We start from the raw sequence: 25,576 nt of genomic DNA on the forward strand, positions 1-25,576 counted from the left end.
TCGGGTGGCTACCTTACACACTACGCTATTTATTGGATTACATCGCACAAAGTCAATTTAATTAGCTGATTAATCAGGAAGAACAAGATTCTCTTCCCGACATGAAGCGCTTTCTTTAATTGTTAATGTCAATACCTCTAACAATGCTGGAAGCGCCTCAGTACTCTTTTTCGAAATATGGAAATGAAAATATGAAGAATTCTCTATATGGCCTGCCTCCGCAGGATTGATGTTGATCTTTATTGCGTTCTTACATAGCCGAGAAAATGATGCCGCGGGATAAACCTCTCCGGAAGTTCCTACAGCAACAAATACATCTGTCCTCTTCAAATAATTTGGAATCCAGTCCATGAAATATGGCTGCTCGCCAAAAAGAACTACATCGGGCCTGACCGAGTAGCCTTTTGCTCCGCACGAAGGACAGACATTGTCTTTCCGAAATGAATTTGGACGAGGAAAGACAGCTCCACAAGCACTGCAACGTGCCTGATTCAATGATCCATGGAGATGGTAGACCTGAGGCGCCCCAGCTAACTCATTTAGCCAGTCTACATTTTGAGTTACGTGAATAAACTCACAAAAGCCAATTGTTTCCCGGGCAAACTTGGCCAATGCGTAGTGTGCTGAATTTGGCTGACAGCGGCATACAGTTTCAAACCTTTTGTTGTAAAACTCAAAAACTTTATCTGGAGTTCTGGCCAGAGCTTCCATTGTGGCTAGCTCTCTTGCATTGTTCTTGATCCATAGGCCATTCTTATCACGAAATGTTGCAATACCGCTTTCTGCCGACAGACCTGCGCCTGAGAGAACAAAGATGACCGGTGTGTTCCCTGTTTTTAAATTTTCAAAGTATTTTTCCATCGTGAGTACTCCTGGGCCTGAGCCTGTATTGAGGTCCCCAGACCCGTGGAAGATCTTTAAGATCTTGGCTTCCTTCCGGACCTTCCTCCAAAAGGAACGGATTTGCGGTCCGATAGTTCGTCCCAAAAATCTTCCTCTAGTGCGGAATCCTCTAATTCTTCGTCTGCATCGACATATTCATTGTCGAAATCATCATTTTCTTCGTCTTCTCCGATGTCATCGAAGTCTTCGGAACTGTCTAGAATATCTTCCAGAAATGGATCTTCTGCCTCCTCCGGAATCTTTTCCCAGCCGTTTGCAAGTGTCCGTATTTCGGTTACATCACTCTTACTCAATGCATCGCACAATTCTTCGCGCACGCTCTTTTCTCTTACTTTATCTAAAACAAGCTCGGCTAATTCTGGGTCATTGCCGATGATTTCCACAAGCTCTTGCGCGCAAAAGTTACCTTGAGCAAATGCTTTTGTTCTTAACGCGGCTTCTCTCACAAAAAAGAACTGATCCTTTAGGAGATTTTTCAATAACTCAGAATTGCGCACATAAGGAAGAGCAAGCGCACGGACGTAAGGATTCCGATTGGAAAGCAATTCTTCCAGTAATCGCTGTTTTTCTGTACGAGTCCCATGTTTGTCAACACTCCGGATAATTTCATCTAAATCTTCTTTTGTTGGTTCCCAACTGATGCCCTTGGAGCGGAACTCGCAAAAACAGTCTTCCTCACTGCCGCCGGATGATAAATAAGACAACCAAAATCTGACTTCGGGATTTCTGATGAGAGGTAGAAGCTCAGATTCTTTTTGAGCAATAAGCTCAGAACCACTGGCCCGCAGCAATGCCTCCGGAGATTTGTTAAACAAGAGCGCCAAAGAATGAATTGAGAGCTTCTCAAATAATTCTTGTCCTACAACCTCGTTTAAGTTATTCCGGCAGGTTTCTTTCTCAATAAATTTTTCAAGAGCATTTAAGTCTGAAATCGGATTGCTGATAGCTCTTGCTCTTATCTTGCGTGAATCATTACAAAGAAGCTTCGCACTTAATTCGGTTGGAATATCCCAAAGACCATCTGCCAGCAAAATAGTCTCGAGATTAACAAAAAACTCATTTTCTCCAGCGTCATTTTTACTTTCATCTCTGTCAAAGATAACTTTCATAGTCCTCTTCCTTTTCAACCAACTACGTTTTCAACGTTAACTTGCGGCACCTTTATTGCATCGCGTCTTTGGCACCAGCAGTATCTCTTCTCACGGGAATAAGCAGCGACATCGACTGCCGCTCTAATGCCTTACTAAAAACAGTTTAAGATTTGTTGCGACAGAATACGCCGCATATTTCGCTTACTTCTCTCTCAAGGAAACAGACAAACTAATAAAAATTCAATAAGTTATATTGCTTTTGAACCATGAACATTACTTGAATAGAAACCAACTTCGAAACTATCTAAGCTATTTCTATCTCCTTCTCGTCAGCGCGGTTTTTTATTGAAGCTCGCTTTCTATCTTTGGTCAGAAATAGTTTGAGTCTTTATAGACGAAGCCATAATGGGGAGCCAGAGTAAGAAGAGAAAGACTTTCCTCGGTTGTAGCCCGCATTGGATCTCCACCAGGAGTTCATAACCCATTGTTTAAAGGCGTTTTTTCAAATGAATGGTTGCTTTTTTGACGACTCTTTCTGTCGCATTATGAATCAAAATACTTCTATGTAAGATATTAAGGAGACCTGTTAATCGGAGCCTAGAAATGAGACAAAGCAGGTTCATGACGGACCTGCAGTCACTTATCTGCACGACCGCAATTCTGTTCTTCTTAGAACCTAAGACTCACAGCAGAAATTCAAGAAGTCTAAAAGCAGCCTCCAATAACTTACAGATCCTTTGAACCAATTCAAATTCTTCTATATTTTTCCTTCTTAAGAAAATGAGTGATAAGACGATAACATTGGCCACCTCCCCCGTACTGAATTATTGTGATCAGAGCCACCTTCACCGTGAAGATATTCACCTTAATCAAGAAGAGGAACCACTTAACTCTAACCTGTGTCTTGCCGAAAGTCGTCTCACGAAAATGCAAGAAATAGCCACAGAGATCAGAGAAAAATCTCATGCCAATCAAAAAGCAAACTTATTGACTTTTCGGAACGAAATCGAAAAAGCCCGCAGTACGACGGACATTTTGCGAGCTTTTTTTGTTTGCGGACTTCTTCAGGAAAAACCGCAGACCTTAACGGCATGTACGCTCGCAACAACCATATCTATCGCCAGAGCAGTGGCTGATGTTTGTGAAAAATATCCGTTACTTTTCGGAGAGATCAGAGGGATAAAAGTTAAATCAAGACTGAGAACCTCCATGGCTACTTGTTCCAAAGAAAGAATGATTTCTCTAAATCCGCGATACTTCTGTGGTAATCACACAGACAAAATCGAGGCCGCAGTGAAAAAAAATTTCTGGACTTCTTTTTCTGACAAAGGAGGTGTCTACCAAATTATGGCGCACGAGCTCGGACATGCTGTGCATTTTTCTCTCTTTAACCTTTTGGATAGAAAAGGATCTTTTGCTTTGCCTTCTATTTTCAATACTGCAGTGCGCCGAAGGGTCCTTCTTAAGCACGGCTACAACATAGAGAATAATCTAAGCAAGTATGCGAAAAAAAATTGTTATGAATTTTTTGCGGAAGCGTTTTGCGAGTTAATTTGCAGTAGCCAGCCTAGAATCTTCGCTCAAGAGCTCGGAGTGATATTAGAAGAGATTACTGACGGTGATCTTTCAATGCTTATTGGCTTCTACAGGTAAGAATAATTGAATGCTCATTAGTTTCGATTTTTGAAATCACCTAAATTCTTTTAAACGAAAGAAATGACTTTTCTGAAAGCAGTGCTTCCACGATGTTTTATGCCTGGCATAGACCTGAAACAGCTCATAGTGTTTGATTGTCCTCTTTAGCTCCTAGTAAAATCGGGTAAACACACTTAAGCGCTTTCCGTCTCAGGAAATTCATTAAACGAGAAGCACTACCTAAAATTTTTGGTTTTACGGAGGATTCCGAATGGCAATCGTCACATTCCGTTCTAAAGCTGCGGGCGAAATTTATATGTTTCGCGAAACAGCTGAGGAAATTTTTAAAGTATTCGGCAAACCTTTGGGCATTCGCGGAGTTTTAACTCCGGAAGAGATCCCTGCCGCCCTTAACTCCCTTCAGCTAAGAATTGAAAAAGAAAAAGAACTTCTGAAAGAGGTTAAAGCCAAGGAAGACAAAGCCTTCAGAGAAGGAAAAGATCTAGACAAAGAGAAGAAGCCGGCAATGGAACAAACCGTCTATTTCACTCAAAGAGCTTATCCCTTTGTCGAAATGCTTGAACGCTCGCTTAAAGATGATGTGCCTGTTACGTGGGGAGTTCCATAGCGGGAGTGATTTCTTTAAAGGTCCACTAAATAAGATACCAAAAAGAGTCATTCAAAAATTGTCGTGGTACAAAAGGCAAGCCTCACGTACCACGGTTTTCGAAGTATGCGCCGACACTTTCATGGCGAGTTACTTCTTCCTTTTCAACCATCCTAATAGCTTCAATCGTTTCATCTTTAAAAAACTCAACCTCAAATGGAAGTTTTCGCTCGTGAACCAGCTTAATCAAAGTAAGACGGACGAGATCTGAAAAATTTAATCCTATCGAATTCAAGACTTCAGAGGCATCCGCTTTGAGCTTTTTATTGACTCTGACTAGAATCGAATCATCGAAAATCTTCGTGGACATTCAATTCACCATTTCAACAATGTTGCTACAGAATTTAAAGGATGTCTTGTAGGTATCACTATCGTAAACGAAACAGCATAAAAGAATAATTTCTGAGGGAAGCCTCGTCTACATCTATAAAAACTTCTACTACGGTTCCTTTAGATCTTTTTCAATGCCGACGATCCTTTTTATTTCCTCGGTATCTGTTCCTGAAGGTATTGGAATATATTTGCCGGAAGAATTTTTAAATACACCAAGCGGGACAGTGGTTAAACCGGACCAACGAGCTATTTTGGCATTGGTCCAAACTTCATCTCTGTATTTTTTATCGACAGTTGTTCCGGTCGGATTTATACCTCGGAAATCTTTGTCTTTAAAGTGATCTTCGTGGTGCTGCATGGCATCCCAAGGTTCTTCAGAGGAAAGAATGAGAGCGGCTTGATCAATACTCAAATCACGTAGGACAGGAATTGGAAACCAAATAAAGTTCACATGGTTTTGCAGCGGCTTTGCTGCATTCCACAACTTGCTGCACCACGGACACTGAGTATCAGAGACAATGACGACTATAGGCTTATCTTTACCGACATTCGGATTGCTTATGCCGAATCCGTTAGCCAACATAGATTCATAGAGATGGTCGAGCTGTGTACCGGCACGTAGTTCCGGATAATCTGCACGTCCCGGAACAGTCTCCGGCTTGATTCCAACTTTTTCCGCTGCATGAACCATCGGTCCGCAAACAGACATTAAGGCCATAGCCAAACAGCTTCTTCTAAACATGCTTACTCCTGATTCTGTTTTCCGTATCTGGTTTTACATTAATTATCCCAACCAGTACCGAACTCAAGTTTATGCTCGCCAGAAACCTCTGGTAAAGAGAACGAGTACCGTAAATAGTTCCAAACGTCCGATAATCATTAAAAACGTACAGAAGAGGACTTGAAAATCCGTCAAAGACGAGAAGTTATAGGCGGGCCCCAAATTTCCTAACGCAGGACCAAGATTATTTAAGCAGCTAATTGCGGTAGAAAACGCTGTAAGGCCGTCAAAACCTGTCAGAAGGAAAACCATCGTGCTCAAGAAGGCAATCGCAATATAGAGCATTAAGAAGGCCAGAATCGCGAATATAACTTGGTTGCTAATCGGTTTGTTCCCAATCACCAACGGAGCAATGACGCGGGGATGCAAAATCTTCTTAAATTCGAGACCGCCCTGTTTTACCAAAGCAATCGCACGGATCATTTTGATGCCGCCGCCGGTAGAACCGGCACAAGTGGCAAAGCTCGAGCCGAACAAAGCCAGTAGCTGAACTACTAAAGGCCAGTCGCCATAGTTTGTGTTCGCAAAACCGCTGGTACTTATCACGAAAATGACGTTGGTCACCGAATAGTAAAAAGCATCTCCGACATTGACGTAAGTCTCAAAAGAAACCAATAAGAACGTCGATAAAAGAGTAAGGACTAACGCTGTTAAAAGCCATGCACAGCTTTCAACGTCTTTGAAGTAGAGCATCGGAGACAGCTTTTTCCATACGAGGAAGTGCATGGAGAAGTTAATGCCGCCGATAAGCAAAAAGACTACACACACATAGTCAACGGCTCTGGTTGACCAATATCCGAACCCGGCATCATGGCTGGAGAAACCTCCCAAAGACACCGTGGTGAACGTATGCATAATGGCATCGTCCCAGTCCATTCCGGCCATGTGATAGCAGATTGCGCAAAGAACGGAAATCGCAAAATAAATATTGAAGAAGGCCTTAGCTGTGTCCGAGATTCTTGGAGTGAGGCGCCCCTCCTTCAAAGGCCCCGTGCTTTCCGCCCTGAAGATCTGTGCACCACCGACGCCCAACAGCGGAAGAACTGCCACGGCCATCACCAGAATACCGATGCCTCCCAACCAAGCTAGGAAACATCTCCAGAAATTCACGCTCATCGGCAGATCGTCAAGTCCTCGAAGAATCGTCGCGCAAGTGGTCGTAATCCCCGAAACGGCTTCAAAGAAAGCATGCGTAAAAGGCAAATCCGGAATAGTGAGATAAACGGGCAGCGTGGCATAAAAGGCTAAGAAAACCCACGCCATTGTCACCAACAGGAATCCGTCTCGAGGAATCAGCTCTCTTCTAAAACTTCTTGTAGATAACCAAAGAAGTCCACCGGAAAAAAATGTAATAAGAAAAGAAATCAAAAATCCGTTAAATGCCCCGTCTTGTTTCCAAAAAGACAAGATGAGCGGGATCAGCATCGCAAAGGAAAATCCCACAATAATCGGACCTAAAACATTAAGGACCGGTAAGAGCATTAGACGGAGGATAGGATGCATCTGTGACTCCCTTTAGAAGAATCCTACAGATGGAGCAAAGAGCTTTTCTATCTCCGGCACCTGTTGGCGGCTGTCAGCAAAAATAATGACATGATCGCCGTCCTCAATGGTTAAATCTTTTTCAGAAGCCATCAAGACTTCTTGAGACTCATCCTCTTTTCGAACAATACAGCCGATAGTCACCCCATGCGGCAGGTTTAGTCTTGTGACAGGCTTGCCGATGACCTTAGAGTTTTTAGGCGTTCCGTGAGCAACTATCTCCATCGCTTCTGCCGCTCCTCTTCTCAAGGTATGAGCCGAAACTACGTCTCCCTGACGAATATGGCGAAGCAAGTCAGACAGTACGGACTCTGTCGGTGAAAAAGCAATATCAATATCGGTCGAGTCAATCAAGTCAATGTAGCTCGAACGGTTGATCAGCGCGATAGTGCAGTGGGCCCCGAGGCGCTTAGCCAACAAGCAGCTCATGAAATTATCTTCGTCATCATTGCTGACCGCAATAAATACGTCGATATTGGCAATGCCTTCGTTAATGAAGAGAGTCTCATCGGTCATGTCGCCGTTTAAGACTAAAACGGAACTCGACAGATGTTCGGAAAGATACTGACAGCGTGTCGGATCGCCTTCCAAAATTTTAATGTTGTAGTTATCTCCGTTAGCGGTCTCGGAGCTGTCGAGAGCTCGTGCCAACTGCAAGCTGAGAGAGCCGCCGCCGGCTATCATGATTCGGTCATATCTTCTGACCTTCTGTCTGAATACACGAATAATATTCGACGCCTCGGATTTAAGCGTCAGGAAGAAAACTTCGTCTCCAGGATTAATGACGGTGTCAGGCCTAATGTTGGTAACACGGAACTTCTGACGGCTGATAGAGACAATTTGCACCTTGGCATCAGGCAGAACCTGATGAATATCAGCCACGGTCTTGCCGGCCATTTTGGAGCCCGCATCAGTCTTAACGGAGACCAAAATCAAGTCAGCCGTAGAAAAATCAATAACCTGAAGAGCTTCCGGATAATGAATGAGCTGAACGATAGAGTTGGTTACCGCTTCCTCCGGCCAAATCACGGAAGTTGCTCTGAAGCCGGAAGTCGATAAAAGTGCCGGATACTCTCTTAATTCCTCGTTTCTAACGCGGGCAATACGTGCCGGAATATTAAAAAGCTGTTCAGCAATTAATGTTGTGGCTAAATTGGTTTCGTCGCTGGCAGTCACTGCCACGAGCATATCGGCATCAGCCGCGCCGGCGTCGGCCAAAACTGACGGGGACGTCGCGTCTCCAACAATCCCCTGCAAGTCATACATTCCTTGGATTTCGTTAATTTTATTTTTGTCTTTATCGACAATGGTGATGTCGTTAGACTCGGAAACCAGGTTTCCCGCTACTGAAGCACCAACCTTCCCCGCTCCAAGGATCAGTATTCTCATGTTGTCCTCAAATGGCTTTGGCTTCAGCCTTCAGAAAACTCGTCGTTGCGCTCTTTTGATCTTCCGGCCCGACCAATGTCTAAACCAAGTTGTTTCAACTTACGATAAAGGTGAGTGCGCTCTAAACCTGCGGCGCTTGCAACCTTCGTCATACTATTATTTTCTTTTCTAAGAAGATTCATAAAATAAATCCTCTCAAATTGGTCTCTTGCTTCTCTTAGCGGATCATTGAAATTGATGGCCGCCATCATAGAAGTAAGAGAGTCGTGCTTATGTTCAATAATTCTAGGTTGAACCGGCTGAGGCTGAGGCTCAGGTCTTGGCTGCTGATAAGTACCGTAGCCGGGCTGAGGACGAGGCTGAAGCGGCTGACGAGGCTGAGGAGCACGGTTTGTACCGATCTTGGGTTCAACGGAATTCTTTTCGAGAGCTGCTTTAACCGAGGAGATTAAGCGGGAAAGAGCAATCGGCTTTTCCAAAAAGTCTACGGCGCCGAATTTTGTTGCCTCGATGGCGGTATCCAAAGTGGCATGTCCGCTCATCATAATCACGGGCATTGTCAGCTTGCCTGTCGAACTCCACTCCTTCAGAAGTGAAACACCATCGTTGTCCGGCATCCAAATGTCCAGCAATACCAAATCGGGACGATTATTGATAGCAATTCTCGCTGCGCCGGCGTTTTCTGCCAAGAGCACCGAATAACCCTCATCAGACAAAATCTCAGAAAGAAGTTCCCTAATCCCTACTTCGTCATCAACTACTAAAATTACTGCCATATCGTTTTATTTTCGACTATTTATAAGGCATTCTAAACAAAGAATGACTATTTTCCTAATTCCTTCAGTTCGCAAGCTGTCGGAAGATAATCGTTATTCTTGCTCCTAATATTTGGCCCTGTTCATCCACTATATTTTCCACCCCGACCGTACCTCGGTGTTCTGCCACAATTTTCTTTATCATCGGCAATCCAAGCCCTGTGCCCGAGGTCTTTGTCGTAACATAAGGTTCGAAGGCATGCTCCAGAATTTGAGCGGCAAATCCTGGCCCATTGTCAATGACTTCAAGCTTTACGCCGTCCACAACATTTGTTCCGGGCTCATATTCTTTTGCGACTCTGATTTCCACACGCATGGCCTCTTTATCAGGAGCTGCTTCCATCGCATTGGAAATGAGATTGTGAAGTACTTGTCTGAGCATGTTGGCATCGGCCTCGATCAGAGGCACCGTCGGATCCAAGTCCAAATGAAGATGAATATCTCCGGCCAAATAAAGGTTGGTGACTTCCTGGACAAACTCGGCCAAATTGATCTCTTCGAATCGAGGAGAGCCGATCTTTGCGTACAAACGGAAGTCGTCCACCATCTGCTTCATGGCCGTTACCTGGTTCACAATAGTTCTCGTAGCCTTCTGAAGAATCTCTTCGTCCTTACCCGAGACTTTGGTCTCAAGTTTCATCTGAAGTCTTTCAGCAGCTAACTGTATCGGCGTCAGCGGATTCTTAATTTCGTGAGCCAAGCGGCGCGCAACTTCAGCCCAGGCTTCGGTTCTTTGGGCGGCTGCCAAGGAGCTGATATCGTCAAACAACAAAAGGTAACCTTCACGGCTTCCGAGGGAGAGGGTCGATCCTCTAGTGAACAAGAAAATACGCTGATGTTTCTTACCGGATTTCACAACAAGTTCGCTTTGGACCGAAACATCCGGATATTTGCCGTTAACCGGCTTGCCGATTTCTTCTCTAATCGGCTCAATAAAATCAGGAAGAACCTCCTGCAAAGGTTCGCCGAGACGGCCTGCCAAATCGATTTTAAGGATTGAAGAGGCACTGGCATTAACAGAAACGATATTCCACCACTCATCCGCGACAATTACGCCGGAAGACATCTTGGTCAGGATACTTTCCAGATAATCCTTGGCTTGTTCGAGTTCCTCGCCGCGCTTTTCAATGTCTCTGCGGGCATCTGCCAGCTGCGTGGTCATGATGTTAAAAGACCGCGTCAACTCCGAGACTTCATCGTTAGTCTTGGATTCCGGCAATAAATCATAATGGCCGCTTCCCAGTCTTCGGGTACCTTCAAGCAAAATCATCAGCGGCTTCGTGATTCTCGTCGCAATAATGACGGATAAGGCAATCGCAGCGAACATAGACATCAAAAGAACCAAGGTCAGCGTTATCAAATAAATGGAACGCAACCCTCCGCGGGCCAGAACCATTTCTTGATAGTCGCGGTAACCGTTCATCAGCACTTCAGAGTTATGAGCCAAAGAAGGCGGAATGTTGTCTACCACCTCCAGAAAAACTGCTTCTCCTGTCTGACTGGAAGATTCAAAACCGTTTCTGCTGAACGTAAAACGTTCGCTTCTCGGAGAACTGGCATTGGGAAGCAAAGACAGCGGAGCAGCAGCCGGCAGCTCAACCGTCGGAATCAGCACAATGGCTTTTGCCTGTATAGTGCCGCCTTCTTTTTCTTCCAGCCCCTCCCAGTGCCCCTCAGATCGTGCGGTCTGTAAGTTTCTTATCGAAGGAACCACGGGTGCTAAGGTATTGAATGAGGCTCCGCTGACGCCTATTAATCTGCCGCGGGAGGTCACAATCATCGCCTCGGATAAATTTTCTCTTTCGCGAAGACTGTCTAGACGCGACACCCATTCTGCGGGAGGACTTTCCGCCAATTCAACCGCGAGATTACGGGCACGATTCAATAATGATGACTGATAGTTCTCAAGAACTTCTCTACCAAGCGTCAACCCGGAATCTAAAGCTCGCTCAACCTTTCGGTCAAACCATGAATCTACGGAACCATAGAGGAACTGCACGGAAACTAAGAAGATAAGAACACCCGGGAGAACGCCTGCCAAACATAAAGCGAAAGCAAACTTAGAAAGGATTTTTACGCCGTATCTCTTTTTACGGGCTCTTTGATAAAGCCGAGTAAGAAGAACGGCGACGAGCCCCAGAAAAATTGCTGCGACACCGGTGTTGACCCACAAAAGAAGCTGATAGTACTTTTCAAAGAAGCCGGTATTACGGCTGGCGTTCACAAGCAAAAAAAGCAGGATACAGCTGACTCCCACCATAATCAGGAGCGCAAGCCTCAAGTACTTGGACACGGTTACTCCTTAGTGGAAACTATCGTCACATCAAACCATCCGGAATCTAGATTCCATCCGTCATCTTTCTTGAGCGTTACCTGGAAAGGCTTGGGCAGTCTTTCCGTATCCAAATAGAAGCGGGCCCGGACCTCATAGTCATCCGGGTTGATATCCCTGTACGGCGCAACGTACAGCTTGGAAATCGTAGTCATAAAAAATATGGCTTAATCGAGATTGTCAAAGTTCTGAGTCATCCCGCCGAGACTGACACGATACTGACGGGTCAGCGGGTTATAACTGAGACGAATTCTTTCAGTGACCTTACTGATCTCACGGTCAAACCAATACCAGCGATTTTTAAAGATTTCTACTTCCAGATTGAAGTTAAGAGGAACTCCTCTTTCAAGAACTTCTTTGACCTCAGGAGCCAGCTCCAACTCAAAGGAGCCGTCAAAGTAAATGGCTTTGGAGGAATCTTGAATGGCAGACACCTCCGCATGCACGGGCACAATACCTTCTGCACAAGCACTAACGGCCATAGCAGCTGCGATCAGCCCCGCAACTGTTAGTCGAACAAAGCGCCTGTGTAAAGTATTCATTAAATTTTCTCAAAAAGTGCGTAGAAAAAACCGTCTCTTACCCAAGGGATAAACTCCAAATCAGGAGCGTCCTCATGCGGGGACAGTCTTATCCATCCTTCAGGAGCTCCTTTAAAAGGTACAAGTTTTGCATCCAGATGTGAAGCCGCAAATTCCTTAATTTGGTCGATCCCTTCTTCGGGCATAACAGAACAAACCGCATAAAGCAGTCTGCCTTTTTTTGCCAATATAGACCACATTTTATCTAACAAATACGCTTGAGTCTTTGCCAAGCTCTTCACATCGCTCAAATCTTTTAGCCACGGAATATCGGGGTGACGCCTTGAAATCCCTGAAGCTGAGCAAGGAGCGTCTAAAAGGATGCGATCAAAAAGTTTCTTTTCTACATTCCAAGATGCCACATCACCGACATCAGCGACTCGAACTTCTGCTTTCAGATCCAATCGGCCTAAGTTTTCTCCGATTCGTTTTGCTCGCACCGGGTCTTTTTCTATCGCCGTTAAATCAACATCGGCCATTTCCAACAGATGTCCCGTCTTGCCTCCCGGAGCAGCACAGGCATCGAGCACAACCATGCCGTCCGAAGGATTTAAGATTTGAGCCGCAAGCTGACTGCCTGCATCCTGAATAGAAACCTCTCCGTCTAAGAATCCGGGGATATCCGAAACGGGTCTGGGCGAAAGCAAAACTATGCCGTCTTGGCCGACGCGAAGCGCATCTTTGATCCCGTTTTCTTCTAATTTCTTTAGATAGTTTTCGGGACTGATTCTTCTACGGTTAACTCGAAGCACCAACGGAGGATGCTTCTGCTGTAAAGCTAAAACTGCATCGGCATCTTTACCGAAAATCAAACGATATTTTTTTATCCACCAAGCAGGCGCATTAAATTTAACCTCATCGTTCTTCATTGCTTCAGCAACGAGGGCTTCCTGCTCTCTTAAGAACTTTCTAAGAACCGCATTGGCGAAATTTGCCGCGTTAGCCAGACTCGGATCTTTTTTAACAGCCCGAACTGTCTGATCAACAACGGTAAAAGGCTTCTTCTCACCAAGCACGGCCTGAGCAAAGGCTACCTCTAACAGAGAAGAGAGCAAGGGTTTAGGAGGTTTAGAGGCCAACTTCTTGAGAATCCATTGAGTCAGAACTCTTCTTCGGGCAACGGCATACACCAAGCTTTGGACAGCCGGTTTAATTTCGCCCTTTATTTGTCCGAGCGCTCCGTCAATTGAGGAGCCTTCTTTAATTTTCTGCCAAGTTTTAGCGGCTTCCATTAAAGCCGTCGACAACGCTACTTTACTCATTGCAACAGTTCTTTTTCTTTAATGGGATGACCGGCTAAAAACTCTCTTGCGGGCAATTTCTTTCCGCCCGGTCTCTGCAATTCTTTAAGACAAACGACTTTGCCGTCGCCGGCACAGACGCGAACACCTTTAGCGTCTGCCGAGAGCACGGTTCCGGCCGGTTCTTTGTATTGTTTATCCTTTTCGCATACGGCAAACCAAGCCTTCAAATCAGTCTCACCGTGTTTGAAAGATGTCCCGGGGAACGGATTAAAAGCGCGAATCTTGTTAACGATGACCTGAGCCGGCTGATACCAATCAATAACGCCTTCGGCTTTTTCCAACTTGCTGGCATAAGAAGCTTCTTCGGGCTGAGCCACAGGCGGATATTTTGTCGGGTCTTTCAAATATTCAGCAAGCATCTCCGCACCGAGCTTTCCAACTTTTTCGGTCAGTGTTCCGGCAGTATCTTCTTCCGTGATCGGAATAGCTTTTTTATAAAGCATCGGACCGGTATCGAGGCCGACATCCATCTGCATAAGCGTTACACCGGCTTCTTTATCGCCTTTTTCAAGACCTCGGGCGATGGGAGCCGCTCCTCTCCAATCAGGCAGCAAGCTGCCGTGGATATTAACCGCTTTCAGATTCGGATATTCGCTCCAAATTCCTTTCGGAAGTTCAAGCAGTTCTTGAGGAAGGATCAAACCATAAGCAGCAACGATTAATAAGTCCGGATCGATTTCGCGCAGTTTGTCGTAAACCGCAGCGGTTTCTTCTCCCCCTTTGGCTCGTCTGAATGTCAAAGGGGTTTCAACAGGAATACCAGCCTTAAGTGCAACTTCTTTGACTGCGCTTGCTTTTAATTTACGTCCTCTGCCGGAGGGACGATCGGGCTGAGTCAGGACCATTCTTATGTCGTGCCCTTCTTCTATTAATTTATTTAAGGCATAAGCGGCAAATTCAGGCGTGCCTGCAAAAACAATCTTCATGTAGTTCACCTTTTGAAAAGGAAAGAATTTCTTTCCGACAGAGATTTTGTTCTCAGATTGTAGGACAATGGAAGCTTAATACATCAAGTATGGCTCGATTTGGATTACTTTCATGCCGGTTGCTAAATTAAAAAACGTTACTTTGTCATACCACGAGTACGGAGATAAGCACCTTCCCACAGTCGTCCTGATTATGGGACTCGGCATGAGTGAGCATTCTTGGCCGAAAGAACTTTTGCGCCTATTAGTCAAAAAAGGACTTCGGGTCATTACTTTTGATAATAGAGATGTTGGTCACTCGCAATATTTCCCAACCGATAAGAATTTTCAATCCGTTCCGATTGCCATCGGCAGAGCGTTATTAAGGCTTCCTGTCAAAGCCCCTTATAAATTAGAGAACATGGCTTTGGATTTGGTTGAGCTGCTGGACTATTTGAAGATTGATTCGGCCCACTTGGTCGGTGTCTCCATGGGAGGCATGATTGCACAGGTAACGGCAACCATCCGCCCGTCCCGCGTGAAATCTTTGACCTCCATTATGTCGGCTTCCGGAAACCCTAGGACCGGGACCGGCAAGGTCAAAGCCATCTACTCTCTGTTTATGCATCCGGAACAACCTGATAATCCGGAGAAGCTCTTCGAGCATTTCTGCCGTGTATTCAATACTCTTAAGAGTCCTAAATATGAATATCCGCGTGAAGAACAAGAAAAACTCCTGCGCGACTCCAGTCAAATTCCTTTTGACTCGAAGGGAGCGGAAAGACAGCTTTTAGCCATTTTAGCCAGCGGAGACAGATCAGCTCAGTTGTCCCGCCTTAGTACTCCGACCTTAGTCATTCACGGCGAGGATGATCCGTTGCTGCCGCTAAGCGCCGGTAAAGAGGTGGCAGACCTTATTCCCAACGCAAAATTAAAGGTCATGCCTTTGATGGGCCATGACCTTCCTCCGATACACTACGAAGAGATTTCTTCTGCCATCGCCAAACATGTTTGGGATGCAGAGAACTGATTAATCTTCTTTGTGCTTAGCCGCTTTGGCTTCTTCTGCTCTTTGTTTTCTGATTTTTGTGCAGATACGGCTGCGCTTGAGCAAACTCAAGTGATCAACAAATACGATACCGTTCAAATGATCCATTTCATGCTGAACACAAACGGCAAGCAAGCCGTCGCAAGCCATTTCAAAAGTATTGCCGTCTAAATCCTGAGCTCTGACGACGACCTCAGCCGGTCTTTTAACCTTGTCGTAAATGCCGGGCAAAGACAAGCAGCCCTCTTCCCATGGTTTTAGCTCTTCGCTTGCTGAGACAATTTCCGGGTTAATCAAAACCTTCAAATCGTTTTTCTCTTCCGTAATATCAATAACAATCAGGCGAATGTGCTTATCAACCTGGGTGGCTGCAAGACCAACACCGGGAGCTTTGTACATCGTTTCTGCCATATCGGCAGCTAATTTTTTCAGTTCCTCATTGAATTCCGTGACAGTAGCGGCTTTCGTTTTAAGGCGCTCATCCGGATATTTAAGAATAGGAAGTATTGCCATTAAAGGCCTCCATAATATTTTTCTCGAGATCATACTAGGTACGAGATAGAAAAAAGCTTTGATCCGCCTCTATTAAGCAAAAAAGCCTTTCGTCGTAGGCCAAGAAACAAGATCTAATCAGAAAAAGAAGAATTCTTACAAACAATCACACCTCTTGAATTTCCTGACTTAATTGAGAGTTATGGGTCCATGGAATTTTCGACAACTCTTTGAAAAGGTGCTAATTTAGAAAAAAGAAACCACATTTATGCAGGATAAAAGATGGGCAAGACATTGGTTATCGCGGAAAAACCCTCCGTAGCGACTGACATTGCAAAAACCTTAGGCGGCCTCAAAAAGGTCACCGATTATTATGAAGGCGACGAATACATCGTCGCCTCTGCAGTCGGTCATTTATTGGAGATCAAAGCTCCTGAAGAGTATGAAGTCAAACGAGGAAAATGGAGTTTTGCGCATCTTCCTGTAATTCCGCCTCACTTTGAACTTCAGCCCATAAAGAAATCCGAAGCCAAGCTCAAAACGCTCTCCAAATTAATTAAGAGAAGAGATGTAGACAAAATTGTCAATGCATGCGATGCGGGACGAGAAGGCGAACTCATTTTCCGTTACATCATTGAAGCAGTAAAGACTAAAAAACCGACCGAAAGACTTTGGCTTCAATCCATGACCAAAGAAGCCATCCGTACGGCTTTCCATCATTTGCGTACAGCCGCAGAAATGCAGCCTTTGGCAGACGCCGCCAAGAGCCGCTCTGAAGCAGACTGGCTTGTCGGCATCAACGGCACACGCGCCATGACCGCTTTCAACAGCAAGGACGGCGGTTTCTTCTTAACCACCGTCGGCCGGGTGCAGACCCCGACTCTGGCCCTGGTCGTTAAACGCGAAAACCAAATCAGAAGCTTCATTCCTAAAGATTATTGGGAAGTTCATGCTGACTTCGGCGTTCAGTCAGGCTCTTACCACGGTAAGTATTTTGACCCTAACTTTAAGAAAGGCGATGACAACACATTAAAAGCGGATCGCCTATGGAATGCGGAAGAAGCGCAGAAAATCGTCAACGCCTGTCAGGGCAAGACCGGTGTTGTAACCGAAACGTTCAAGCCTTCTACAACCAGCTGTCCGCTATTATATGATTTGACCACTCTGCAAAGAGAAGCTAACCAGCGATTCGGATTCTCTGCTAAGACAACTTTAGCCATTGCCCAGGCCCTTTATGAAAAACATAAAGTGTTGACCTACCCGAGAACCGATGCGCGTGCTCTTCCGGAAGACTACATCCCCTCCGTCAAAGAAATCATGCACATGCTGCTGGAGTCTCCTTGGGGTCGATTTGCAAATGAAGTTCTGAAGAACAACTGGGTCACATTCAATAAAAAGATCTTCAACAACGCCAAGATCAGCGACCACTTTGCAATTATTCCGACAACACAGAAAGTTCCTGCTTCTTTAAGCGAAGCCGAGCAGAAGATTTATGACTTGGTCGTTAAGAGATTTTTGGCCATTTTCTTCCCGCCTGCACAGTTCAAGAACATTACCCGCATCACTGAGGTAGAAAAGTACTCTTTCCTATCTGAAGGAAAAGTCTTAGAGAGCCCGGGCTGGTTAGCCGTTTATGGTAAAGGCGCGGATGCCGTCGGACAGGAAGTGATGGTTCCGATTCAACAGAATGAACCTGCTGCCGTCGAGCATATTGAATCTCAGCAGCTCGCTACAAAACCGCCTGCAAGATACACTGAAGCGACTCTCTTGAGCGCAATGGAAAACGCCGGCAAAGAAATCCAAGAAGCAGAACTGCGCGACGCGATGCGTGAAAAAGGCATTGGTACACCGGCTACACGAGCCGCTATTATTGAAGGTCTGGTTCTGCAGAGCTATATGATTCGCGAAGGCCGCGAACTTGTTCCGACAGCAAAAGCTCAGCAGCTTTTAACACTTCTTCACGGCTTAAACATCAACGTCTTATCTGAAGCCGAACTCACCGGTGAATGGGAATATCAGCTGTCCCAGATCGAAAAAGGAAAACTTTCCCGCAATGAGTTCATGAAGGGCATTGCCGAGTTGACAACGCAGATCGTTGATAAAGCAAAGAGCTATGGTGCAGACACCGTACCTATTGAACAACCAATGCTGCTTCACGCTAAATGTCCGAAGTGCCACTCACCGATGGTTGAACATTACAAGCGTTTTGCATGCTCTCACTGTGATTACAGCATTGCTAAACATCCGGGCGGACGCATGCTGGAAGCCAAAGAAGTTGATGAACTCTTTGAAAAAGGAAGCATCGGCCCTCTCGACGGGTTTATCAGCAAAATGGGACGTCCTTTCTCTGCTGTTCTTAAACTTGGTCCGGCCCCTGATTACAAGCTTGATTTTGATTTCGGCAACAAAGAAGAGGACGAACCCAAAACACCGGTCGACATCAATTCTCTTCCGGTCATCGGAAAATGTCCGGTCTGCGGCAAGAGAGTATTAGAAACCGAAACTGCTTACGCCTGCGAAGACGCCCTGAATCCTGAAGCTAAGAAGAAATGCACTTTCAGAAGCGGAAAGGTTATTCTTCAGCAGCCAATTGACGAAGCTCAGATGAAGAAGCTATTAGAGACAGGCAGCACTGATCTTCTAACCGCCTTCGTCTCCAATAGAACTAAACGCCCGTTCTCTGCCTTCTTGGTTTTAGAAAAAGGCGGCAAAGTCGGCTTCAAGTTTGAAGAAAAGAAACCGAGAGCTGCCGGAACCGGTGCCAAGAGAACAACAACCGCACGGAAAACCTCGGCCGGCAAAGAGGCTTAAGAGAATAGGCTAGACCGATCTGCATGTCTATCAACAAAAACTGAAGCTGTTACGGCTTCAGTTTTTGTTTGTGCTTGTTAAGTTCCAAGCTATTTCATTTCGCTACTTCGCAGCTGCACCTTCCGAAGGATGCTCGGCTTCATCAACTTTGGTCACAAGAATCTGGTCAATACGATTCCTTTCAACGTCGATAACTTCGAATTTATAGCCTTCATAAATGAACTTATCCGTCAGCTTCGGCACCTTGCGAAGCATATACATCATGAATCCTGCAACGGTTTCGTAAGTTTCATCATCAGGAAGCTGTCCGAAATCAAAAACTCTTTCAACGTCATCAATCGGAGTTGAGCCGTCAATCAGCCATGAGCCGTCTTCTCTCTGAACGATCTGAGCTTCTTCCGGAGTCTGTACCAAATCGCCCATCACCGTACTCATAATATCGTTGAGAGTTATTACACCAACTGTAAGTGCGTACTCATTTACAACAACTGCGAAGTCTGCTCTCTTGTTCTTGAACATTTCCAAAACTTCAGAAAGAGACAAAGAGTCTGGAACGGCAGGAAGCGGGGCGATGAAGTTTTCGTCCTTCAAAGAGAAGGAACGTCCTTCAATGACCCGGCGCAGGAGATCTTTGGAATCTACGTACCCGATAACATGATCGATGTCTCTGTCGCAGACAGGAAACTTGTTATGCGGGCTGTCTGCAATCTTCTTGCAGATGCTCTCGTAGGTTTCATTGAGCGTAAAGTAAACCACGAATTCACGTGCTGTCATGGCGCTTGGAACCAAACGGCTTTCCAAGTCCATCACGTTTTCAATAGCTGCTTGCTCACTCGGAGCGAGAACGCCTGCCGCACCTCCGGCTTCAACGGTAGCGACAATATCTTCTGATGTAAGTTTGTTATTGCTCTTTGTCGGCAGACCCAAGGTCTTCATGATGGCGTTGGAGACCACCGTCAACAGCCAAACCATCGGTTTCAGGATGGTTATCAGAAACAACATCGAGCGAATAAGACGTACTGATATTGATTCCGGCCTACTCAGTCCCACTCTCTTCGGAATCAGGTCAGCAAACATAATGAACATGAAGGTGACCAACACGAAGGAAGCAAGCCATGAAACTGTCGAAAGCATTTCAGGCGGACAAATAGGCGCCAATAACTTTTCAAAGATCGGAGTAAAAGTCGGCTCGCCTACGATACCGCCGAGAATGGCAACAGCGTTGATACCGATTTGAATAACAGAGAAGAAAGGTCCGGGTTTTTCTTGGAGTTTCAAAACTAAATGGGCCCTTTCATCGCCCTGCTCTTCAAGCTGAGTTAGGCGGACTTTACGCGAGCCCGCCAGAGAGATTTCTGCAATAGCGAAATAACCGCCTGCAGCAACTAAAAGTAGTATTGCTATTATTCTTAGAGAGATGTCCACGATTTTCCTCTTAATCAGACGACATTATCTCAGATTGAGGAAAATACGCTAAATCGCTCAATCATAGATAAGGATTTGTCCTGTATATCTTTCTTATTTGTCTCCTCAACTCTTGGCTTTCACCGATGAAGTGAATCAAGAGGGCCAGTGAATTTGCGTCAAGCTGAAAACTTTTCCTCAATCTTCCGGCTTTCTTAAAAACCACCACCGTGTTTGCCGGAAGGACTCCTTCTCGGAAAAATTCATCCAAAGCACCCAACTCTCTGAGCTCATTGAATACATCTGCCGGGATACCGCTCAATTTTTGGAGCTCATCGACATCCAATGTTTCGAAAGTGGTCTGAATCTGTGTAACTAATGCTTTACTCATATTCTTCGCTCCTTAAAGATCGGCCCGCGGATCAAATGTTGAAATCTCAGAGAGCTTCTTGTAGAGCTCTTTCTCTTCATCCGTCGGTTTCGGAGGAACCGCGATGGAAAGCACCAAGTAGAAGTCGCCCGGGTCACCCTTCTTATTCGGGAAGCCTTTACCGGCTAAGCGAATCTTCTGGCCGGCTCTGGCACCTGCCGGTACCTTCACGGAAACTTTCTTACCGGAAAGCATCGGGATGACGACTTCTGCACCGAGAACCGCTTCATACGGAGCAAGCGGAACAGACAAGTAAACGTCGCGTCCTTCTACCTTGAAGCGACCGGATTCAATAATGTTGATAGTGATATAAAGGTTGCCGTTAGGACCGCCGTTATAACCGAGACCGCCTTTACCGGCCAAGCGCATTCTTTGTCCGTCAATTGTTCCGGCAGGAACCTTGATTTCCAATGTCTTAGTCACATGGCGGACAGTGCCGTCAGGCTGCTGTTCCGGTTCTCTCAAAGAGAGGCTTACGGAAGTGCCGTTGAAAGCCTGTTCCGGTGTAATTTCCACAGCAGCTTCCAAATCTTCACCAGCCATCGCTCTTTGTCTGGATGCTCTTGCACCTCCCATGGAGCTGAACAAATCGGCGAAATCGAATCCTGCGCCACCGAAATCAAAGCCTGAAGCACCGCCTTCACCGAAACCGCCAAAGCCGCCCCATCCCGGAGGAGGCTCAAAATTGCTTCCTTCTCGTCTTTGTCCGAGCTGGTCATATGCTGCTTTTTTCTCAGGATCGGAGAGGGTTTGATAGGCTTCATTTACGTCTTTAAATTTAGCCTCGGCATCTTTTTCTTTAGATACATCAGGGTGATACTTGTGTGCCAATTTTCTGAAGGCCTTTTTAATATCAGCCTCGGAGGCATCTCTTTCTACGCCCAATATCTTGTAATAGTCTTTGTATTCCATAATGACAAATCCCTTATAAGTCTTGCTAGTTTGTTCTTTTTTTAGCCATTTATGGCTTCTGCCTCGCTAAAAATGGGCCTATGGGTGAACCGGAATGCTCGAAGAGTCGTGTGAGACTCGACAAGCGCTGTATAAATCAAAAGTTCCGAAATTCTTTTTGTAGTGCGCAAAACACATCCTTTCCTCTTCCGACCCATTACCCAACGGATTTTCTCGGAAAATACAAATTTCTAGTAAAAACATTTGTTAACAGTTGCCATTGTGGTAAAAGTATTAATAGCTCAACCTTAAAAAGGGAAACCTCATGAAAAAAATTCTGCTTTCTGCCGTCGCCGCTGCGGCAGCTCTCTCTTTCAGCCAAGCCGCACTTGCGGGCGCCGTACTCGATAAGGTTAAAAAAGACGGCGTAGTAGTTTGCGGCGTCAATACAGCCGCTCCGGGCTTCTCTAATGCTGACAGCCAAGGTAAATGGACAGGTCTGGATGTTGATTACTGCCGTGCACTTGCTGCTGCAGTTCTTGGCGACGCCACAAAAGTAAAATTTGTTCCGCTGAGCTCCCCGCAGCGCTTCTCCGCTCTCCAAGCAGGCGAAATCGATGTTTTGGCCCGCAACACAACTTGGAACCTGACACGCGACGCTTCTCTCGGAGCCGTCTTCGTCGGTACAATCTACTATGACGGTCAGGGCTTCTTAGTACCTAAGAAACTCGGTGTTAAATCCGTTAATGAACTCAACGGCGCCACTATCTGCGTTCAGTCCGGCACCAGCAGCGAACCAAGCGTCGCCGACTACTTCAAGTCTCATAACATGAAGTACAAAGCCGTTGTATTCGATACCACTGAAGCAACTCAGGGAGCTTTCCTCTCCGGCCGCTGCCAGGTTTACACCACCGACATGAGCGACTTAGCCGGTGCAAGAACTAAAGCCGCTAACCCTGATGACTACATCATTCTTCCTGAAGTTATCTCCAAAGAACCTCTGGGACCTTCCGTCAGACGCGGCGACAACGAATGGTTCCAGATCTGCCGTTGGGTTCTGAATGCTTTGATCGAAGCTGAAGAATACGGCATCACTCAGGAAAACGTTGACCAGGTCAAGAAGACCAGCACCAACCCGAACGTACAGCGTTTAGTCGGCAGCGGCGAAGATATGGGTAAACTTCTCGGCTTGGATAAAGATTGGTCTTACCGCATTGTTAAGCAGGTCGGCAATTACGGCGAAAGCTTCGAAAAGAATCTTGGACCAAAGACTCCGCTTGCTCTTCCGCGCGGTGTTAACAATCAATGGACAAAAGGCGGTATCCTGTACGCTCCTCCCGTCCGTTAAGATTTAACTCCGGTTAAAAAATGGCGGGATTCCCGCCATTTTTACCCGTTATTTGGAAGTAAGAAAAAATTATGTCAGGACCAAAAGGTGATGCCTCTTGGAGGCTAAGAGAAAGACACAGAAAAATTAAAGAAGGTCTCTGGCAGGGAGCTTTGCTGTTAATTCTGATGGCTGTCTTCGGCTCCTTTATTTTCAATGTTTCTGCGAACTTATCCGCAAGAAATATCCATTCCGGATTTGACTTCCTCTTCGAAAGATCAGGATTTGAAATCGGTGAATCTTTAATCACCTTCAACTCTTCAGAGGCTTATTTCAAAGCTTTCTTAGCCGGCCTTCTCAACACGATCAAAGTCTCCGTCTTGTCGATCATTACAGCGACGGTACTAGGCATTATCGTCGGGTTAATGAGACTTTCAAAGCATCCTCTGATTAAATTTCTCGGAGCATTGCACGTCGAGTTCTACCGGAATATTCCTCTTTTGGTTCAGCTGCTTTTGGTCTATCTTGTCATCACCGAGCTGCTGCCGGATTCCTTTGACCCAATCCATTTCGGATCTTGGGCCGTGCTCTCAAAAGCCGGATTCCAATTTGCCCTCCCAAACGATTGGCACATTTCATTCGTAATCACAACCGTCTCCTTCTTTGTCTCCTGGCTGGCCCTAAGAGCCGCTTTTATTAAGAAATCAACAGGGCTGGTTGCGACTGTCAGCGGATTTTTGGGAGGCGTTGTTATCTCTCTTCTGACATGGATGATCTGCGGTTTTGTTTTCGGTTGGGATAAGCCGGAAGTTCAGCGCTTTGCTATCGAAGGAGGAGGCTCCCTCTCTCCGGAATTCTTGGCACTCTGGTTTGGATTAACGTTCTTCACCTCTGCAGCCATTGCAGAGATTTTCCGTGCCGGTTTTCTTGCGGTGCCAAAAGGACAATGGGCTGCCGCTTCGGCACTGGGAATGACAAAAACAGAAATCATCAGTTATATCGTCTTTCCCCAAGCACTAAAATTAGCCGTGCCTCCTCTGGCCAGCCAATACATGAACTTAACTAAAAACTCATCCTTGGCTGTAGTTGTCGGGTATCCGGACCTAGTTTCCATTGGGAACTCCACAATTAACTTAAACGGACAAGCATTAGAAGTTATCGTCATCATCATGTCCGTCTTCCTGACTCTGAATTTAATTACCGCAGTCCTGATGAACTGGCTGAACGCTAAAGTTACGAGAGGTACAAATGGCTCGTAATATTATTTTCAAGTACTCCAACAAGATTTGGAGAAGCTTTTTTTATTCTCCGTTGGCCTCCATTCTTACGATTGGTCTTATCTTGTTTTTCGGATTAGCCGGCTGGTATGTTTGGAACTGGGGCGTAGCAGATGCCATTTTCAGAGCAGACTTCAAAGCCTGTCTGCAGAATCACGACGGCGCCTGCTGGGGCTTTGTTACGGAAAAATGGCGTTTGATCATTTTCGGAAGATTCCCCTATGAAATTCAATGGAGACCTGCTTTAGCCACCTTCTTGGTCTTATTGATGCTGGTCATTTCGGCTTTCCCTCAGACCTGGACAAAACAAGCCTCTAAGTGGCTTATCGGTGGCTGGGTTTGCAGTTTGGCAGCCTTCTTTATTTTGATGAAAGGCGGTATTTTCGGCCTTGAGCGCGTGGATTCCGACAGCTGGGGCGGCTTGCCTCTGACAATCATTCTGACATTGTTGGGGATGACGCTTTCGGCACCTATCGGCATTCTGCTTGCTATCGGACGCCGATCCAAAATGGCAATCATCCGCAACCTATGCGCCGGCTATATCGAACTTATCCGCGGCGTCCCGCTCATTACCGTACTCTTTGTAGCTTCATTTATTTTTCCGCTGCTGCTTCCTCCGGCATGGAGAATTGAAGCCTTCTGGAGAATTGTGATCGGTATCGTGCTTTTCCAAGCAGCGTATATGGCAGAAACTATACGAGGAGGCTTGCAAACTATTCCGCAAGGACAGTTCTACGCTGCCGATTCGCTCGGTTTAAACCGTTTTCAAGTTTATGTTTACATCATTTTGCCGCAGGCTTTTGTCACGATTATTCCGGCGTTCGTTAATAGTTTGCTTTCCACTTTTATGGACACCTCATTGGTCACCATCGTATCCATGTATGACCTAACAGGCAGCCTGAGATTGGCTCTCGGAGATCCCAATTGGCGCAACTTCTTCCTGGAAGGATATCTCTTTATTGCCATAATCTATTTCGTATTCAGTTTTATCATGTCCAGGTACAGCATCTGGCTTGAAAAGCGAATTGAACGAAAGAAACAAGGCGCGCTTGCTGAGGCTAAAGCTCAAGCAGCATAAGGAATAAGACAATGCAAAAAGTTCATGAACATATCATCCGCATGTCCAGCAAAACCCCAGATCTTGCAGGCAAAGTAACACGTGATGATTTATGGATGGGGCTCATGTTTTTTGTGACTCATCCGGAAGACTTTATTTCCGTACTGGAAGATGCAGAAATTGATGAGAACCTTCATCCTGACGGGACAACTACTCTCAATAGAAAATTGAATTTCGGTCCCTACACCGTTCAAGACGTAGTAGAAACAATTCCGCAGGAGTTAATTAAATTCAATATTGACGAGACGGAAGCAATCCCACAGAGCCGCTTCGAAGTTCAGATTGAAGAACCGGAGGCCGGCGTTTTCTTCCTGCGATTTACGTATTTTGAAAATACAGAACACGAGCAGGTTAAGGGTGCTGAGCAATACAAGCCGTTAAGAATTCAAGCTTGGGAACAGAAAGACAAAGATGTTGCCAATAAGCTTCTTGAAATGATTGCTCAAGGAAAGTTCATTACCACAAAGCAATAACGCAAAATCCACAAAGTAAAACTCCCTG

Annotated in this window: 22 protein-coding genes and 1 pseudogene; 8 read left to right on the top strand and 15 right to left on the bottom strand. The window is 45.7% G+C overall.

Annotation, left to right across the window (positions count from 1 at the left end; genetic code table 11):
- Positions 1-69: 69 nt before the first annotated feature.
- Both RDK53_RS01380 and RDK53_RS01385 read right to left on the bottom strand, forming a co-directional pair.
- A complete protein-coding gene (locus RDK53_RS01380; protein ID WP_308512941.1) occupies positions 70-861 on the bottom strand; it encodes a Sir2 family NAD-dependent protein deacetylase in 792 nt (263 codons plus the stop codon).
- 56 nt (positions 862-917) lie between these two features.
- Positions 918-2,012 (bottom strand): hypothetical protein, encoded by a 1,095-nt coding sequence (locus RDK53_RS01385; protein WP_308512942.1) that lies wholly within the window; start codon positions 2,010-2,012, stop codon positions 918-920.
- Positions 2,013-2,774: 762 nt separating this feature from the next.
- Here RDK53_RS01385 and RDK53_RS01390 point away from each other — a divergent pair.
- Together RDK53_RS01390 and RDK53_RS01395 are read left to right on the top strand one after the other, a co-directional pair.
- Positions 2,775-3,647 (top strand): hypothetical protein, encoded by an 873-nt coding sequence (locus RDK53_RS01390; RefSeq protein WP_308512943.1) that lies wholly within the window; start codon positions 2,775-2,777, stop codon positions 3,645-3,647.
- Between the two features lie 253 nt (positions 3,648-3,900).
- Positions 3,901-4,257, top strand: coding sequence for a DUF1840 domain-containing protein (locus RDK53_RS01395; RefSeq protein ID WP_308512944.1), 357 nt, complete (start codon positions 3,901-3,903; stop codon positions 4,255-4,257).
- Positions 4,258-4,339: 82 nt separating this feature from the next.
- On the opposite strand, the gene RDK53_RS01400 is transcribed toward RDK53_RS01395, so the two are convergent.
- The 9 genes and pseudogenes from RDK53_RS01400 to fmt all read right to left on the bottom strand — a co-directional run bounded on the left by RDK53_RS01400 (position 4,340) and on the right by fmt (position 14,299).
- Positions 4,340-4,606, bottom strand: coding sequence for a type II toxin-antitoxin system RelB/DinJ family antitoxin (locus RDK53_RS01400; RefSeq protein WP_308512945.1), 267 nt, complete (start codon positions 4,604-4,606; stop codon positions 4,340-4,342).
- Between the two features lie 129 nt (positions 4,607-4,735).
- Positions 4,736-5,371, bottom strand: coding sequence for a hypothetical protein (locus RDK53_RS01405; RefSeq protein WP_308512946.1), 636 nt, complete (start codon positions 5,369-5,371; stop codon positions 4,736-4,738).
- Positions 5,372-5,440: 69 nt separating this feature from the next.
- Positions 5,441-6,913 (bottom strand): TrkH family potassium uptake protein, encoded by a 1,473-nt coding sequence (locus RDK53_RS01410; RefSeq protein ID WP_304703172.1) that lies wholly within the window; start codon positions 6,911-6,913, stop codon positions 5,441-5,443.
- 12 nt (positions 6,914-6,925) lie between these two features.
- A complete protein-coding gene (gene trkA / locus RDK53_RS01415; protein WP_308512947.1) occupies positions 6,926-8,341 on the bottom strand; it encodes a Trk system potassium transporter TrkA in 1,416 nt (471 codons plus the stop codon).
- Between the two features lie 23 nt (positions 8,342-8,364).
- On the bottom strand, positions 8,365-9,117 hold the full coding sequence (locus tag RDK53_RS01420; protein WP_217983968.1) for a response regulator: 753 nt from the start codon (positions 9,115-9,117) through the stop codon (positions 8,365-8,367).
- Between the two features lie 64 nt (positions 9,118-9,181).
- Positions 9,182-11,449: an ATP-binding protein gene (locus RDK53_RS01425; protein WP_308512948.1), complete on the bottom strand. Its 2,268-nt coding sequence runs from the start codon at positions 11,447-11,449 to the stop codon at positions 9,182-9,184.
- Between the two features lie 2 nt (positions 11,450-11,451).
- A pseudogene (locus RDK53_RS01430) lies at positions 11,452-12,030 on the bottom strand (DUF4390 domain-containing protein).
- On the bottom strand, positions 12,030-13,331 hold the full coding sequence (rsmB, locus tag RDK53_RS01435) for a 16S rRNA (cytosine(967)-C(5))-methyltransferase RsmB (RefSeq protein ID WP_308512949.1): 1,302 nt from the start codon (positions 13,329-13,331) through the stop codon (positions 12,030-12,032). Before rsmB ends, RDK53_RS01430 begins: the two are co-directional and overlap by 1 nt.
- The gene (gene fmt, locus RDK53_RS01440; RefSeq protein WP_308512950.1) at positions 13,328-14,299 is read right to left on the bottom strand and encodes a methionyl-tRNA formyltransferase; all 972 of its coding nucleotides are present in this window, start codon (positions 14,297-14,299) and stop codon (positions 13,328-13,330) included. Before fmt ends, rsmB begins: the two co-directional genes overlap by 4 nt.
- A 112-nt stretch (positions 14,300-14,411) precedes the next feature.
- Here fmt and RDK53_RS01445 point away from each other — a divergent pair, with 112 nt between their 5' ends.
- The gene (locus RDK53_RS01445; RefSeq protein WP_066594507.1) at positions 14,412-15,308 is read left to right on the top strand and encodes an alpha/beta fold hydrolase; all 897 of its coding nucleotides are present in this window, start codon (positions 14,412-14,414) and stop codon (positions 15,306-15,308) included.
- Here the strand turns inward: RDK53_RS01445 and def are convergent, their stop codons facing one another.
- Entirely contained in the window at positions 15,309-15,839 is a 531-nt protein-coding gene (gene def, locus RDK53_RS01450) for a peptide deformylase (protein ID WP_066594509.1), read from the bottom strand.
- A 261-nt stretch (positions 15,840-16,100) separates the two neighbouring features.
- Here def and RDK53_RS01455 point away from each other — a divergent pair, with 261 nt between their 5' ends.
- Complete coding sequence (locus RDK53_RS01455; RefSeq protein WP_308512951.1) at positions 16,101-18,629, top strand: DNA topoisomerase III; 2,529 nt, start codon at positions 16,101-16,103, stop codon at positions 18,627-18,629.
- A 102-nt stretch (positions 18,630-18,731) separates the two neighbouring features.
- Here the strand turns inward: RDK53_RS01455 and RDK53_RS01460 are convergent, their stop codons facing one another.
- The 3 genes from RDK53_RS01460 to RDK53_RS01470 all read right to left on the bottom strand — a co-directional run bounded on the left by RDK53_RS01460 (position 18,732) and on the right by RDK53_RS01470 (position 21,375).
- Entirely contained in the window at positions 18,732-20,054 is a 1,323-nt protein-coding gene (locus tag RDK53_RS01460) for a hemolysin family protein (RefSeq protein WP_308512952.1), read from the bottom strand.
- Positions 20,055-20,115: 61 nt separating this feature from the next.
- Positions 20,116-20,424, bottom strand: coding sequence for a hypothetical protein (locus RDK53_RS01465; RefSeq protein ID WP_066594514.1), 309 nt, complete (start codon positions 20,422-20,424; stop codon positions 20,116-20,118).
- Positions 20,425-20,436: 12 nt separating this feature from the next.
- Positions 20,437-21,375, bottom strand: a complete 939-nt coding sequence (locus RDK53_RS01470; protein ID WP_308512953.1) for a DnaJ C-terminal domain-containing protein — start codon at positions 21,373-21,375, stop codon at positions 20,437-20,439.
- 304 nt (positions 21,376-21,679) lie between these two features.
- On the opposite strand from RDK53_RS01470, the gene RDK53_RS01475 reads away from it, so the two are divergent.
- From RDK53_RS01475 to RDK53_RS01490, 4 genes are all read left to right on the top strand, one after another.
- Entirely contained in the window at positions 21,680-22,702 is a 1,023-nt protein-coding gene (locus tag RDK53_RS01475; protein WP_066594515.1) for an amino acid ABC transporter substrate-binding protein, read from the top strand.
- A 71-nt stretch (positions 22,703-22,773) separates the two neighbouring features.
- The gene (locus RDK53_RS01480; protein ID WP_308512954.1) at positions 22,774-23,940 is read left to right on the top strand and encodes an ABC transporter permease subunit; all 1,167 of its coding nucleotides are present in this window, start codon (positions 22,774-22,776) and stop codon (positions 23,938-23,940) included.
- Positions 23,930-25,036, top strand: coding sequence for an amino acid ABC transporter permease (locus RDK53_RS01485; RefSeq protein ID WP_066594526.1), 1,107 nt, complete (start codon positions 23,930-23,932; stop codon positions 25,034-25,036). Before RDK53_RS01480 ends, RDK53_RS01485 begins: the two co-directional genes overlap by 11 nt.
- An 11-nt stretch (positions 25,037-25,047) precedes the next feature.
- Positions 25,048-25,548 (top strand): AtaL-like protein, encoded by a 501-nt coding sequence (locus RDK53_RS01490; RefSeq protein WP_308512955.1) that lies wholly within the window; start codon positions 25,048-25,050, stop codon positions 25,546-25,548.
- Positions 25,549-25,576: the final 28 nt, after the last annotated feature.

It is taken from the genome of uncultured Turicimonas sp. (assembly GCF_902477955.1).
Lineage (GTDB): Bacteria > Pseudomonadota > Gammaproteobacteria > Burkholderiales > Burkholderiaceae_F > Turicimonas.